This is a genomic window from Streptomyces sp. NPDC094448, assembly GCF_044763775.1.
Classification (GTDB): Bacteria; Actinomycetota; Actinomycetes; order Streptomycetales; family Streptomycetaceae; genus Streptomyces.
The window spans coordinates 475,569-489,686 of the sequence record NZ_JBIWGU010000002.1; the positions used below are offsets into that span (position 1 = coordinate 475,569).

Annotated in this window: 9 protein-coding genes and 1 pseudogene; 6 read left to right on the forward strand and 4 right to left on the reverse strand. The window is 71.4% G+C overall.

Going from position 1 to position 14,118, the window contains the following annotated elements; genetic code table 11:
• Positions 1-579: 579 nt before the first annotated feature.
• Complete coding sequence (locus tag ACIQ9E_RS05510) at positions 580-2,967, reverse strand: ABC transporter family substrate-binding protein (protein WP_403702319.1); 2,388 nt, start codon at positions 2,965-2,967, stop codon at positions 580-582.
• A gap of 354 nt (positions 2,968-3,321) precedes the next feature.
• Here ACIQ9E_RS05510 and ACIQ9E_RS05515 point away from each other — a divergent pair, with 354 nt between their 5' ends.
• The 6 genes and pseudogenes from ACIQ9E_RS05515 to ACIQ9E_RS05540 all read left to right on the forward strand — a co-directional run.
• A complete protein-coding gene (locus tag ACIQ9E_RS05515; protein ID WP_403702321.1) occupies positions 3,322-3,582 on the forward strand; it encodes a hypothetical protein in 261 nt (86 codons plus the stop codon).
• A 10-nt stretch (positions 3,583-3,592) separates the two neighbouring features.
• Positions 3,593-4,450: a hypothetical protein gene (locus ACIQ9E_RS05520; protein ID WP_403702324.1), complete on the forward strand. Its 858-nt coding sequence runs from the start codon at positions 3,593-3,595 to the stop codon at positions 4,448-4,450.
• A gap of 1 nt (position 4,451) precedes the next feature.
• Positions 4,452-6,416 carry a fumarate reductase/succinate dehydrogenase flavoprotein subunit gene (locus ACIQ9E_RS05525; protein WP_403702326.1) on the forward strand — a complete coding sequence of 655 codons (1,965 nt, stop codon included), beginning with the start codon at positions 4,452-4,454 and terminating at the stop codon, positions 6,414-6,416.
• Entirely contained in the window at positions 6,413-7,186 is a 774-nt protein-coding gene (locus tag ACIQ9E_RS05530; RefSeq protein ID WP_403702329.1) for a succinate dehydrogenase/fumarate reductase iron-sulfur subunit, read from the forward strand. The genes ACIQ9E_RS05525 and ACIQ9E_RS05530 overlap by 4 nt, the downstream gene beginning before the upstream one ends.
• A gap of 326 nt (positions 7,187-7,512) precedes the next feature.
• Positions 7,513-9,783 carry a TPM domain-containing protein gene (locus ACIQ9E_RS05535; protein WP_403702923.1) on the forward strand — a complete coding sequence of 757 codons (2,271 nt, stop codon included), beginning with the start codon at positions 7,513-7,515 and terminating at the stop codon, positions 9,781-9,783.
• 120 nt (positions 9,784-9,903) lie between these two features.
• Positions 9,904-10,014 (forward strand): annotated as a pseudogene (locus ACIQ9E_RS05540) (PspA/IM30 family protein); the annotation flags it as partial.
• Between the two features lie 111 nt (positions 10,015-10,125).
• Here the strand turns inward: ACIQ9E_RS05540 and ACIQ9E_RS05545 are convergent.
• The 3 genes from ACIQ9E_RS05545 to ACIQ9E_RS05555 all read right to left on the reverse strand — a co-directional run bounded on the left by ACIQ9E_RS05545 (position 10,126) and on the right by ACIQ9E_RS05555 (position 14,106).
• Positions 10,126-12,942, reverse strand: coding sequence for a SpoIIE family protein phosphatase (locus tag ACIQ9E_RS05545; protein WP_403702332.1), 2,817 nt, complete (start codon positions 12,940-12,942; stop codon positions 10,126-10,128).
• Positions 12,943-13,089: 147 nt separating this feature from the next.
• A complete protein-coding gene (locus ACIQ9E_RS05550; protein WP_403702334.1) occupies positions 13,090-13,506 on the reverse strand; it encodes an ATP-binding protein in 417 nt (138 codons plus the stop codon).
• Positions 13,507-13,641: 135 nt separating this feature from the next.
• Positions 13,642-14,106 carry a (deoxy)nucleoside triphosphate pyrophosphohydrolase gene (locus tag ACIQ9E_RS05555; protein ID WP_403702337.1) on the reverse strand — a complete coding sequence of 155 codons (465 nt, stop codon included), beginning with the start codon at positions 14,104-14,106 and terminating at the stop codon, positions 13,642-13,644.
• Between the last annotated feature and the right edge of the window lie 12 nt (positions 14,107-14,118).

The following is a 14,118-nucleotide window of genomic DNA, read 5'->3' on the forward strand; positions in this document are numbered from 1 at the left end:
CTGACGCGCCACGGCTTCTCCCTATGGTACGGGGCCCCGGGATTCGGGGCCTCCTGGTCCGCTGGGCGGGACCGCGAGCAGGGGGCGCAGCCGTACGGGCGCCGTCCGGGGGACCCGGGAGAAGGAGGGGCCGGGCGAAGGAAAGGCCGGGTCGGGCGGCAGCCGTCCGGAAGCGCGGGGGCCCGGAGTGCGGACCGCAAGGGGCTCTCGGGCCGGTGGAAGCGGGGACGCGGGGAAGGGGCGGCCGTGGGGCGGGCTGCCAGGGGTGCGGCGGCAGGTGGCGGGACTCGGGTCGGCGGGGAGGCAAATGACCGGTCGGGACGCGCGGGGCTCGGGCGGACTCGGGCGGTCGTCGCGGACCGGGGCGGCCGCCCGATGCGGGGCGGGGAAGCGCGTGGGGACGCGCGGTGGATCCTGAACCGGGGGTCAACGGGCCGGGCACGATCTTGCCCGCCGGGTGACCGGCGGGCAAGAGGTTTGAGGCTCTTCTGAGGTTGTCGAGGTCAGCGACCGTTACCCTCGGTTACCACCGGATTCGGGTTCCCGGGGTCCGGCAGCGTCCGGCGGCGGACGGCCGGGTTACTCCGACGTTTCCTCCGTACCCTCCTCGGCGTCTTCGGACGGGCTCGCCGACGGGTTCGGCAGGACCGGCGGGGGCCCGGCCTTGCGCGCCGCGGCCTTGGTGAGGCCGATGTCCTGGAGCCTGGGAGTGGCGAAGCCGAAGGCCCCGGCGTTCAGTACGACGGGCCGGACCGCGACCAGCTCGGGCCGCTGGTAGAGCGGAATCGAACCGGCCGCCGCCCAGATCCTGGCGTCCACCCGGCGTACCAGATCGCGGTTCTCGTCCTGGTCGAGTTCGGCCGCGGCCTGGTCGAAGAGCTGGTCGATGTAGTCGGTGCCGACCCGGGTGTAGTTCTGCTCGACCAGCAGCGAACCGTCACTGGCGGGTTCCGGCTTGGCGTAGATGGGGCGGGCGTCGGTCGCCGGGTAGGCGGTGGCGGGCCAGGAGTACAGGGCGAGGTCGTACTGGCCGGAGGCGATGTGGTCCTTGAAGTAGCTCTCGTCCGCGACCTTGGTGATCCGGGTCTCCACCCCGATCCGCTTCAGCATCCGGCTGATCTTCTCGCCCACGGACCGCAGCGATTCGGAGCCGGGTCCCGAGGGGAGGACGAAGCGGAGGGTCAGCGGTTTGCCGTCCTTGCCGAGGCGGCCGCCCGCGGCAAGGGGAGCGGCGGTGCCCGCAGGAGCGTAGGCGCCCGTGACCCCGCCCTTCTTGTCCTTGGCGTCCTTCTCTCCGGAACGGCCGGTGCCCGTGCCTCCGTCGACGTCGGCGATCCGGTCGGCGCGGCGCTGGAGGGAGAGATCCTCGAAGGTCACCGGCGCCGGGGCGAGGACCCGGGTGGCGCCGCGGCCGGACCCCTCGTCCCCGACGATGTAGAGGCCGTCGCCGGAGGGGCTGTCCGGGCGCGACAGCGCCGGGGAGGTCGCCTCGGCGGCCCGGGCGGGAGTTCTGCCGGTGTTCTTGCCGTCGGTCCCGCTGTCTTCGGCGGCGGGCGAGGCACTCGGTCCGGCCTTTGCCGGTGCGGGCTTCCGCAGCGCCCCGCCAGGGGTCCAGCCGGCGTCGGCGAGCAGGGCCTGCGCCTCCTGGGTGTTCTGTTCTCCCAGGGCCCCGCTGTTGTCGGTGTAGGCGCGCTGTCCGCGGAGGGCGAGGTGGCTGCCGGGCGGAACCGCGGGCAGACCCAGCGGTCGGAGCACGGTCTCGGCCAGTTCCTTGCGGTCGAGGGCGCGGGCGACGGCCCGGCGGACCCGGTCGTCGGCGAGGGGGCCGGACTCTCCGTTGAGTGCCAGCTGGGTGTAGGCGGGTTCGAGGGTCCGGCGGACGGCGATGCCGCGCAATCCGGCCTGCTCGACCGCGTAGGTCCGGATGGCCTCGGCGGTCTTCTCCCTGGTGGCCTGTGCGATCTCGGCCGCTTCCTCGTCGGAGCCGTTGGCCAGTGCCCACAGCCGCAGGGCCTTGGCGGGTGTGAGGGCGGCCTGGGGGCCGTGGCCCGGCTGCTGGCCGCCGGTGGACTTGTTCCGTACGGCCAGGGCGATCCGGTCGGCGGTGCCCCGGTCGATCTCGGCGATGTCCACCTTTCCGGCGGCCAGCGCGCCGGCCCGCTTGTCGCGCGGCACCGCGGTCAGGACCAGCGCGTCCAGTTTGGGCTGGTCACCCCACCAGCGGGGGTTGCGCACCAGGGTGACGTCCTTCTTCTTGCGGTCCACGGCGCCGATCCGGAACGGCCCCGCCGTGGCCTTGAGCGTATTGCGCGCGCCGTCGTTGAAGGCCTTGGGGGCGCCGGTGACGTCCTTCGGATAGAGCGGGGTGAAGAGGGACTGCCAGTCGGCGTAGGGCTTCTTGAAGGTGATCTTGACTTCGAGGTCGTTGGCGCCCTTCTGGATCTCCTCGATGCGGTCGTACCCGGCGTTGCGGGCGGTCCAGTAGGCGGTGTTCCGACCGTTGAGGGCGCGCCACTGGGCGACGAAGTCGGGGGCGCCGATCTCCCGGCCGTCGCTCCAGACCGCCTTCTGGTTGAGCTTGTAGAGCACCACCTGCTTGGGCTCCCGCTCGACGATCTCGGCGGATTCCACATAGTCCGGATTCCGCTGGGGGCGGCCGTTGGTGTCGAGGGTGAAGAGCGCAGGCAGCACGGCCTGGGCGATCCGGGCGGTGGTGGTGTCCGCGTCGGCCTGGAAGGTATTGAGCGTGGTGGGCACGGAGTCGGCGGCCCAGCGCAGGGTGCCGCCGTCGCCGACCTGCTGCCGCTGGGTGGCCGCGATGTCCTGCGCGGAGGCCTGACCGGTCACCTCGGACTCGTCGGCGCCGCATCCCGCGAGCGCGGGGATCGCGAGCATCCCACCGGTGAGCAGCGCCACGGAGCGGAGTGTCCGGGACCGGAGGGTCTGGGAGGTCCGGGCCTGGGCCATGGGTCCACCTCTTCATCCTGATGGCTCCGCGGTGCGAATGCGGAGAACGAGGAAATCTTTTGATGATCACACCTATTCCGGTCCACTGAAGGGGACGGAACCCGGGGGGCGGCGCCGACACGGCGCGAAGGCTTACGAAGGTCACCCGAGCAGACCAGCGGAATATCGGATGAAGCTCCCGTATCACCAGGAAGGTGATGAGAATGGAAGCAGTGAGATCCGGACAACCAGGGGCGCACTCGCCACTCCTGCGCGGGAAGTCCCGGCAGATCCCTTCACAACCAGGGATGTGACGCGCGACACTCGCAGGCGCATGAGCGACGCCACCGCACCCCGCGGAAGTGAGGGCACGTCATGTCCCAGCAGGAAGACCTGACCACGATGCAGCGCCGCCTCGACGATCTGGCTCGGCGAGTCGAGGAACTGGAGCACACCGTCGGCCAGCCCGGCGGCACGGCAGGGCGCCCCCGCGGCACCGGCCCCAGTGTACCGGCCGGTCAACGCCCCGGATCGGGCGAGGACCTCGTCGGCATCCCCGATACGCCGTACAACCACGCGCTGTGGACGGACTCCGACGACGAGGGGCTGGGCGTCCGAGACCGGCACGCTCCCTAGGAGACCTTCCTTGGCCACTGGTACCGAACCACCACACGTCCACAAGAGCGGGTCGTCCGGCCCTGCGCACGGCGCGGGAACGGGGGTGCGCGGCCCGACCCGCGCCGCCATCGGCCCCCGCCATCTGCGGACGGACCGCTGGTGGCTCTCGCCGGCACTCACCGCCGCGGGGCTGCTCGCCTTCATCGCCTACTCGACATGGCGTGCCTTCGCCAACGCCGACTACTACGCCGCCCCCTATGTGTCCCCCTTCTACTCGCCCTGTCTGGCGGAGAACTGCGTTCCCATGCAGGGCGGCCCCGACTGGGGAATCGTCGGCAGCTGGTGGGGGCTGTCCCCCGCGCTGCTGATTCTGATCTTCCCGCTGGGCTTCCGGCTGACCTGCTACTACTACCGCAAGGCGTACTACCGGGGCTTCTGGGCATCTCCGCCGGCCTGCGCGGTCGCCGAGCCCCACCGCAAGTACTCCGGCGAGACCCGTTTCCCGCTGATCCTCCAGAACGTCCACCGGTACTTCTTCTATCTGGCGATCGGCGTCGCGGGGATCCTCACCTACGACACCGTGCTCGCCTTCCGCGGTGAGGACTACTCCTGGGGCCATATGGGCCTGGGCACGGTCGTCTTCCTGATCAACATCGCACTCATCTGGGCCTACACCCTGTCGTGCCATTCGTGCCGGCATATCGTCGGCGGCCGGCTCAAGCACTTCTCGAAGCATCCCGTGCGCTACCGCCTGTGGGGCTGGGTGGGCAGGCTGAACGAGCGCCATATGCAACTGGCGTGGGCATCGCTGATCAGCGTCGCGGCCGCCGACTTCTACGTCTATCTGGTCGCCTCCGGTGCCTTCGACGATCCGAGGTTCTTCTGACATGACGCAACTCGAACGCCAGCAGTGGGACGTCGTCGTCATCGGTGCGGGGGGTGCCGGTCTGCGCGCCGCCGTAGAGGCCCGGGAACGCGGCGCCCGCACCGCGGTGATCTGCAAGTCGCTCTTCGGCAAGGCCCATACGGTGATGGCGGAGGGCGGTATCGCCGCCTCGATGGGCAATGTCAACGCCGGGGACAACTGGCAGGTGCACTTCCGGGACACCATGCGGGGCGGAAAGTTCCTCAACCAGTGGCGGATGGCGGAGCTGCACGCCCAGGAGGCACCGGCCCGGGTCTGGGAGCTGGAGACCTGGGGGGCCCTTTTCGACCGGACCGCCGACGGCCGGATCTCCCAGCGCAACTTCGGCGGCCACGAATACCCCCGGCTGGCCCATGTCGGCGACCGGACCGGGCTGGAGCTGATCCGCACCCTCCAGCAGAAGATCGTCTCGCTCCAGCAGGAGGACGAGGCCGCCACCGGCGACTACGAATCCCGATTGAAGATCTTCCAGGAGTGCACGGTCACCCGCATCCTCAAGGACGGCGACCGGGTCGCGGGGGTCTTCTGCTACGAACGGGAGTCGGGCCGGTTCTTCGTGATCGAAGCGCCCTCGGTCGTCCTCGCCACCGGCGGTGTCGGCAAGTCCTTCAAGGTCACCTCCAACTCGTGGGAGTACACCGGGGACGGACACGCCCTCGCCCTCCTCGCGGGCGCACCCCTGCTCAATATGGAGTTCATCCAGTTCCATCCGACGGGAATGGTCTGGCCGCCCTCGGTCAAGGGCATCCTGGTCACCGAATCCGTCCGCGGCGACGGCGGGGTACTGCGCAACTCCGAGGGCAAGCGGTTCATGTTCGACTACATCCCTGAGGTCTTCAAGGAGAAGTACGCCAAGTCGGAGGACGAGGCCGACCGCTGGTACGACGACCCCGACCACAACCGCCGGCCACCCGAGCTGCTCCCCCGCGACGAGGTTGCCCGCGCCATCAATGCCGAGGTCAAGGCGGGCCGGGGGTCGCCCGCCGGGGGCGTCTTCCTCGACGTCTCCACCCGGATGCCCGCCGAGGTCATCCGCCGAAGGCTGCCGTCGATGTACCACCAGTTCAAGGAGCTGGCGGATGTCGACATCACCGCCGAACCGATGGAAGTCGGGCCCACCTGCCACTATGTGATGGGCGGCGTGGCCGTCGACTCCGACACGGCGGCCGCGGTAGGGGTACCCGGGCTCTTCGCCGCCGGTGAGGTCGCGGGCGGAATGCACGGCTCCAACCGGCTCGGCGGCAACTCCCTCTCCGACCTCCTCGTCTTCGGCCGTCGGGCGGGACTCCACGCGGCCCGCTACTCCCGGGAGAGCGACCCGCTGCCCGCCGTGGACGATTCCCGGGTCGACGCCGCAGCGGCGGAAGCGCTGCGTCCCTTCGGTGCCCCGGAGGCTCCCGACGGCGGTCCGCCGGAGAATCCGTACACCCTCCACCAGGAACTCCAGCAGACCATGAACGACCTGGTCGGCATCATCCGCCGGGAAGGCGAGATGAAGCAGGCGCTGGAGCAGCTGGCCCGGCTCCGTAAACGGGCCGACCGGGTCGGCGTCGAGGGCCACCGGCAGTTCAACCCCGGCTGGCACCTCGCCCTCGACTTGCGGAACATGCTCCTCGTCAGTGAGTGCATCGCCCGCGCCGCCCTGGAACGCACCGAGAGCCGCGGCGGCCACACCCGCGAGGACCGCCCCGCGATGGAGCGCGAGTGGCGCCGTATCAATCTGCTCTGCCGACTGACCGACTCCGCGGGTGCCGAAGGAGATGCGGACACCGCAGCGGAAACCGGCTCCCGCACGGTCGACGGCACCGCCGCCGGCCGGATCGGCCTTCAGCGTACGGCGACGGACCCCATCCGACCCGACCTGCTCGCCCTGTTCGAGAAGGAGGAGCTGGTCAAGTACCTCACCGAAGAGGAGCTCCACGAGTGAGTGCGTACCAGGCCAGCTTCAGGGTGTGGCGGGGCGACCAGGAAGGCGGCGAACTGCGGGACTACTCCGTGGAGGTCCACGACGGCGAGGTCGTCCTCGACATCGTCCACCGCCTGCAAGCGACCCAGGCACCCGATCTCGCGGTCCGCTGGAACTGCAAGGCCGGAAAGTGCGGCTCGTGCAGTGCGGAGATCAACGGCCGCCCCCGGCTGATGTGCATGACCCGGATGTCGGTCTTCTCGCGCGACGAGACGATCACCGTCACGCCGCTGCGGGCCTTTCCCGTGACGCGCGATCTGGTGACCGACGTCTCCTTCAACTACGCCAAGGCGCGGGAGGTGCCGTCCTTCGTACCACCACGAGGGGTCGCCCCGGGTGAGTACCGGATGCAGCAGGTCGATGTGGACCGCTCGCAGGAGTTCCGCAAGTGCATCGAGTGCTTCCTCTGCCAGGACACCTGTCATGTGGTCCGTGACCACGAGGAGAACAAGACGGCGTTCGCCGGGCCGCGTTTCCTGATGCGGGTCGCCGAACTGGACATGCACCCGCTGGACTCGGCCGAGGAGACGGGCCTCGACCGAAAGAAGGCCGCCCAGGACGAGCACGGACTGGGCTACTGCAACATCACCAAATGCTGTACGGAAGTCTGCCCCGAGGGCATCCGGATCACGGACAACGCCCTGATCCCGCTGAAAGAACGCGCCGTCGACCGCAAATACGACCCGCTGGTGTGGCTCGGCAACAAGATCCGGCGCAGAGAGGACTCCTAGCTCGTCCATGGGCCTGTCCAGCAGGCAGCGGCGCCCCGGCTCCGTACCACCGGGCCGGGTTCGCGAAGCGGTGGCCCGGCGCCTGGGCGCACCGCCTCGCGAACCCGCATCCCGCCGGGCCCCCGGCCCGCTCCGGGGGTCTCGGGTCTCTCTGTGCAGATATCAAGGTGCGGCACGCGGCACGGGCACCGGCCCGTCCGGCGGTGAAGATCGGACAGCCCGGCCTCGTACCGAAAGAATGCCCCCCAATTACTCTCCGTGACACCCCTCTGGCGAGTTCTCGCCAGGTCGCGCCAGAAAATATAGGGACATAACCTCCCCATGTGATGCGAATACTCGTCGGGCCCGCCCTCGCCGTGCTGCTGGCGGCCGCTTGGGCGAGCCCGCCGCTCGCACACTCCGCGACGGCCGCCCCTCACCACGAGGCCCGGAGCACGGCAGCCCGGCCCACCCTGCCCGCGCCCCCGGCCGAGGACCCCGTCACCCTGGCCCACGACGGACAGATCACCGACCGGGTCGGCGCGCTGGGCGACCGCCGCGCCCAAGTGGTCCGGGCACTCGACCGGCTGTATGCCGCCGAACGCATTCAGCTTTTTGTCGTCTATGTCCGCGACTTCTCCGGCCGTGCCGCCCGGGAATGGGCCGATGCCACCGCCCGCCGCAACGGACTCGGCACCGACGACCTCCTCCTCACCGACGCCCCGCACGACCGCCAGTACGCCTACTGGGCAGCGGCCGCTTCACCGCTGACCGATGCCCGGCCGGCAGAGGCCGCCCGGACCGCGATCGCGCCGCCGCTGCGGGAACACGACTGGGCCGGCGCCGCAGTCGGCGCCGCGGACGGCTGTACAGCGGTCCTCGCGGGGCAGCCCGTACCGACGCCCACGATCGCCCCGGGCGACCCCGATCCGGGCACCGCACCCGCCGGGACGGGCGCCGGTGACCTGGTACTGCCGGTGGGAGTCGCGATCGCCGTCGGCGGAACCGCCGCGTACGCCGCCGCCCGCCGCAGGCACCGTACCGCCACCCGTACCACCCCCCAGGGCGGCAGGGCCGGATGGGGCAGCGGCCCCGATACGGCGGCCGGCCCCCCGACCGCCGAACTGGACGCGCGGGCCCGGCAGGTGCTCGTGGAGACCGACGACGCGCTGCGCACCAGCCAGGAGGAGCTGGGCTTCGCCACGGCCCAGTTCGGCGAGGCCGCGGCGGAACCTTTCGCCACCGCCGTCGCATATGCCCGAAGCGAGCTGACCGCGGCGTTCCGGATACGGCAGCAGCTCGACGACGCGCACCCCGAGGACGAGGCCACCCGGCGCCGGATGCTGGAGGAGATTCTCCGTCGCTGCGCGGACGCCGACCGGAGGCTGGACTCGGAGTCGGAGGACTTCGACCGGCTGCGCGATCTGGAACGCAATGCTCCGGAGGCGCTGCGGACCGCCGAGGAACGTTTCGCCGAACTGAACGGGCGGCTCCTTTCGACGGAGGCGGCACTGTCGGTGATGCGGGAGCGGTACGCACCCTCCGCATCGGCCCCCGTAGCGGGCGACGCGGCGGCGGCCGGGGACCGGCTGGTGTTCGCCAAGACCGCCGTCGACCGGGCCCGGACCGCGCTCACCGCAGGCGAGAATGCCACGGCCGCCGTACAGATCCGGGCCGCGGAAGGCGCGCTCGCGCAGGCGGACCGGCTGATCGGGGCGGTGGACCGGCGCGCCCGGGAACTGGCGGAGGCGGTCGGCGCGCTGCCGGGCGCGCTGGCGGAGACGGACAGCGACCTGGCCGAGGCGCAGGGCGTGCTCGAAGGTACGGCGCCCGGGGAGCCGGCGGCCGGGCTGCGGGGGCGGACGGCACGGGCCAGGACTGTGGCGGCCGAGGTGCGGCACGAGATGGAGACCGGGCACTACGACCCCATAGACGCGCTGCGGCGGGTGGAGGAGGCGGATGCCGCACTGGACGAGGCGCTGGCGGGGGTGCGGGCCGACGAGGACTCGGCGCGGCGGGCGTGGTCGCTCCTCGGTCGGGCGACGCTCGGTGCCCGGGCGGCCGTCGAGGCCGCGGCCGACTACATCACCACGCATCGCGGCGCGGTCGGCAGCCCGGCACGGACCAGGCTGACGGAGGCACAGCGGCGGCTCACGCTCTCCGCGCAACTGGCGGCGGAAGCGCCGGGAACGGGCGGAGGCGAGGGTACGGGGCTCACGCCGGCGCAACTGGCATCCGAGGCGCCCGGAACCGGCGGAGGCGAGGGTACGGGGCGGGCCGACGCGCCGGCCGCGCTGGCCGAGGCGCAGCGGGCGGATGCGCTGGCGCGCGAGGCTCAGCGTCTCGCGGAGGAGGATGTCCGCGGATTCGGGAACCCGTTCGGCGCGGGCGGTGTATCAGGGGCAGGAAGTGCGGGAGGCGGTCTCGGCGGAGCGGTGCTCGGCGGGATTCTCCTCGGCGGGCTGTTCGGCGGGGGAAGGAGCGGGGGCCATGGCTCCGGCGGTGGGTTCGGGAGCGGTGGATTCGGGAGCGGTGGATTCGGCGGTGGGTACGAAGGAAGGCCGGGCAGCTTCGGCGGTGGGAGCACCCGGGGCCGGATGGGCGGTGGTCGCTTCTGAGTCGTCCGGCCGGGCCGCCGCCCCTGCCCCTTCCCCGTATCCCTCAAGCCCCTTCGGCCCTTCATCCCTTCAGCTCTTTCGGCTCCTCGGACCGCTTCGGCTCCGACAAGGAGAAGCGCGATGACCAAGCAGACCGTCCTCGGCCGGGTCACCCAGCTCGCCAAGGCGAATATCAATGCCCTGCTCGACCAGGCCGAGGATCCCGAGAAGATGCTCGACCAGCTGATACGGCGGAGGTGGAGGCTCGGCCGGCCGCGCTGAAAGCCGCCTCCTGAGAGTCCTCGGGCCGGCGGGGCGGCTCCTCAGGGGTCTCGGGTGTGCGGCGCCGCGTGGGTCGTGGGGTCAGTACATGCTCAGCAACTGTTCCACCGTGGGTTCGGCGGTTCCCTCTCCCGGAAGGGCCAGTTCGAACCAGACGGTCTTGCCCCGGGGGGTGCGGCGGGAACCCCAGGCGGCGCTGAGCAGGCCCACGAGCTGAAGGCCGCGGCCCCCCTCGTCGGTGTCCCGGGCCCGGCGGCGGCGGGGCTGGACGAGTCCGCCGTCCCAGACCTCGCAGACCAGGGTGCGGTCGCGGAGCAGCCGGAGCCGGATCTCGCCCTCGCCGTAGCGCAGCGCGTTGGTGACCAGCTCGCTGACCAGCAGCTCCACGGTGTCCACAAGTGCGCCGAGGCCCCAGGAGTCCAGTTGGTCGCGGGCCAGTTCGCGGGCGCGGCCCACCGATCGGGGCTCGCGTGGCAGCTGCCAGTCGCCGACGGCGTCGGCGGGCAGCCCCTGGACCCGTGCCATGAGGAGGGCGATGTCGTCCTCCCCGTGGCGGGTGTCGAGCGTATTCAGTACGTGGTCACAGATGTCCTCCAGCGACCGGGGCAGCCCGGCGCGCACCGTCGGGGCGATTGGTTCCGGGGCGGGGCGCGGCTCGGCGGGTGTGACGGGACGGCCCGGGCCCGGAGCGGCGGGCCTGCGGGAGGGCAGGGGGCGCGTGACGGGGAGAGCGGGGCCGGGTATGCCCGGGAAGGCGGGGCCGGAGGGGGAGGCAGGGCCGGAAGGAGTGGGAGAGGCGGGAGGGCTGGGAGGCGCGGTGGGGCCGGTGGGGCTGGTGGGGCCCATGAGGAGGGTGGGACCGGTCAGGGCGGCGCGGAAGGCGGTCAGCCCCTCGTCGAGGTGGTGGTCGCGGGATTCGACGAGCCCGTCGGTGTAGAGGGCGAGGAGTGCGCCTTCCGGGAGTTCGACCTCGACTTCCTCGAAGGGTTCGCCGCCGACGCCGAGGGGCATTCCCGGCGGAACGTCGAGCAGCAGCGCCTCCTCGCCGGGTTCGACGAGGACGGGCGGCAGATGTCCGGCGTTGGCGAAGGTGCAGCGTCGGGTGACGGGGTCGTAGACGGCGTAGACACAGGTCGCCAGATAGACCTCGGAGAGGTCGGCCTCGCGGGATTTGTGGGCCACCCGGGCGCCCTGCTGGGTGCCGCTGGGACCGCCGAGCCCCCGGGCGATTTCGTCGAGGGCGGAGAGCACCTCGGCGGGTTCGAGGTCGAGCAGTGCCAGGGTGCGGACCGCGGTGCGCAGTTCGCCCATGGCAACGGCGGCCCGCAGCCCGCGGCCCATGACATCGCCGACGACGAGGGCGGTGCGGTGTCCGGGGAGTTCGATGACGTCGAACCAGTCGCCGCCGACCTCGGTGGCGGTGTTGCCCGGCAGATAGCGGCAGGCGATGTCGAGTCCGGCGGCCTCGGGGTCGCCCGGGGGGAGGAGGCTGCGCTGGAGGATGAGGGCCCGCTCGTGCTCGCGCCGGTAGAGGCGGGCGTTGTCGATGCAGACCGCGGCCCGGGCGGCGAGTTCGACGGCGAGTGCCCGGTCCCGTTCGCCGAAGGGCTCACTGCCCTTGGTACGGGAGAACTGGACGAGCCCGACGACGGAGTCATGGGCCACCAGCGGCACGGCGAGGGTGGACCGGACGAGGCTGCCGTCCTTGCCGGGGATGTGCTGGACCCGGGCCGTGCGCAGGGCACCGGCGCAGGGCGAGTTCGCGCTGTAGCGGTGGACCTCGCCGACCTCGGTGGGGGTGTCACCGCGGGCACCGCAGCCCGGGGTCGTGATCAGCGGAGCGTCGGAGACCGCGCTGGCGAAGGCGACCCGGCGGAGGGCGCCTCCCGAACCGTCGGCTCCGGAGGAGTCCCAGGGGCCGGGGGCCTCGTCGGCCCCGCTGAGCAGCGACTGGTAGAGGTCGACGGAGGCGAGGTCGCAGAAGCCGGGGACGGCGACGCCGAGCAGTTCGCGGGCGGTGGTTTCCAGGTCGAGGGAGTTGCCGATGCGGACACTGGCCTCGTTGAGCAGGGCGAGGTTGCGGCGGGCGCTGGCTGCTTCGCGGGCGGCCACGTGGCGGCGGGTGACATCCGTGCCGATTCCGGCCACTCCGATGGTCCGGCCCGTTCCGCTGTGCACGCGGTAGAGGTTGATGGACCACTGCCGGCGCTCGGGGCTGTGGGGCGGTGCGCCGACGAGCTGGAGGTCGATTGCGGGCTCCCCGGTCCGGAGGACCCTGCGCAGGGATGCGGTCATCCGGTCGGCCTCGGGGCGGGAGAGGTAGTCGTGGACGGTACGGCCGCGGTGGTCGTCGGCGGTGCCGCCGAAGACGGTCGCGAAGCGCTGATTGGCGCGTTGGACGCGCAGATCGGTACCGAAGAGGAGGAAGCCGAACGGCGATTGGCCGAATATCGCCTCGGTAGCGGCGAGGCCGGTCTCGATCCGGCGGAGCGCCCGGACGTCGACGACGATACAGAGCGCGGCCCGTTCCCCGGTCTCCGTCTCGCTGGGCATCACATAGACCTCGGCGAGGCCGTCGGCCCGGACGCCCTCGGGAGTGCGGGGGCTGCCGGGGGTGCGGAAGGGCACCAGGCCCGTCCATTCCTTGCCGTCGAGTATCTCCTTGACCTGCCGGTGTCCGCGTGGGCGCAGTCCAGCCGGGAGGAAGACCTCTATCGGGTCCTTGCCGCGGACTTCGGACGCGGTGATACCGAAGAGGTCGACGGCGCGGCGGCTCCACTGGTCCACCAGCCCGTCGGGGCCTATCGAGAAGGAGGCAGCCCTGATGTAGTCGTATATCGAGCCAGGCGGGCTGCTCTGCCATACGACATCGCCCGTCGTCCCGGATATCTCGCTCACGCGACCGTCCCCTCCAGCTCACCGCACCGGACCGGCCATGACCGCAGTATTCAGCACTACGGCTCCGACGCACACGGCGTTCACGATCACAGCACGGTCTCGTTCATTTTGCGCCGTCCGAGCCGTGATCGTTGTCCCTTCACACTTTTAACCAGCAAGTGGCAGCTCGAACCACACAGTCTTGCCGGTCGATCCGCGTTTGGTACCCCAGCGGCGGGCGGTTCCGGCGACGAGTTGCAGCCCGCGTCCGGTCTCGTCGTCCGGTGCGGCGGTCCGGGCAACAGGCGGATCGGGCAGTGGGTCGGAGACCTCCACACGGAGGGCCGGGGAGTTCTCGTCCGGTTCGCGGCAGACGAGACGGACTCCGATGGGGCCGGAGGCGTAGCGCAGGGAGTTGGTGACCAGTTCACTGACCAGGAGTACGGTCACATCGCTGACGCCGTGGTCCAGCCCCCAGTCGCGGAGGGTGTCCCGGACGGCGTGCCGAGCGGAGCGCACGGCGTCCGGCTCGGCCGGAAAGGTCCATTCGGCGCAGGCGCCGTCGATGTCGATCACGCCGCTCACTCCCGGACCCGCAGCAGATCCACGTCCCATTCGGGTGGCTAACCACCACATACCCGAATCCTGGCCGGAGATATCACTTTTCGCGAGGTTGGGGATGATTTATCAACTTATAAGAGCACCCTTGATGCGAACGGCTCAGTGATGTCCGTGCGGGTGCGGGTGCGAGGCGTCGGGTGTCCCGGCGGCCGGGCCGGGGAACGGGTGTTCGCGCAGGAGGCGTACGGCCTCGGCGACCGCCGGGCGGTCCTGGTCCAGCCAGTCCACGGCATCGGTCTCGTCGGGTCCGAGCCATCGCAGCTCGTCGTGGTCTTCCAGCGGACGGGGTTCGCCGGACAGCAATCTGGCGGTCCATACCCGCAGCACGTACCCGCGCTTGAGCGGCCACTCGCCGGGAATGCGGGCCAGGGGTTCCGCCAGTACGCCCAGCTCTTCGCGCAATTCGCGTACCAGGGCGTCCTCGGGCCGCTCGCCCGGTTCGACCTTGCCTCCGGGCAGTTCCCAGCGTCCGGCGACCTCCTCGGGGGCGCTGCGGCGCGCGGCCAGCAGCCGCCCCCGGTCGAGCAGCGCTCCGGCGACCACGACACGATCACGATCCGTCATGGGCCGGAGCGT

Bases quoted from the DNA above. Each gene is read 5' to 3' on its own strand.
- ACIQ9E_RS05535 (WP_403702923.1), top strand. From the start codon at position 7,513: ATGCGAATACTCGTCGGGCCCGCCCTCGCCGTGCTGCTGGCGGCCGCT.
- ACIQ9E_RS05555 (WP_403702337.1), bottom strand. From the start codon at position 14,106: ATGACGGATCGTGATCGTGTCGTGGTCGCCGGAGCGCTGCTCGACCGG.
- ACIQ9E_RS05510 (WP_403702319.1), bottom strand. From the start codon at position 2,967: ATGGCCCAGGCCCGGACCTCCCAGACCCTCCGGTCCCGGACACTCCGC.
- ACIQ9E_RS05525 (WP_403702326.1), top strand. From the start codon at position 4,452: ATGACGCAACTCGAACGCCAGCAGTGGGACGTCGTCGTCATCGGTGCG.
- ACIQ9E_RS05515 (WP_403702321.1), top strand. From the start codon at position 3,322: ATGTCCCAGCAGGAAGACCTGACCACGATGCAGCGCCGCCTCGACGAT.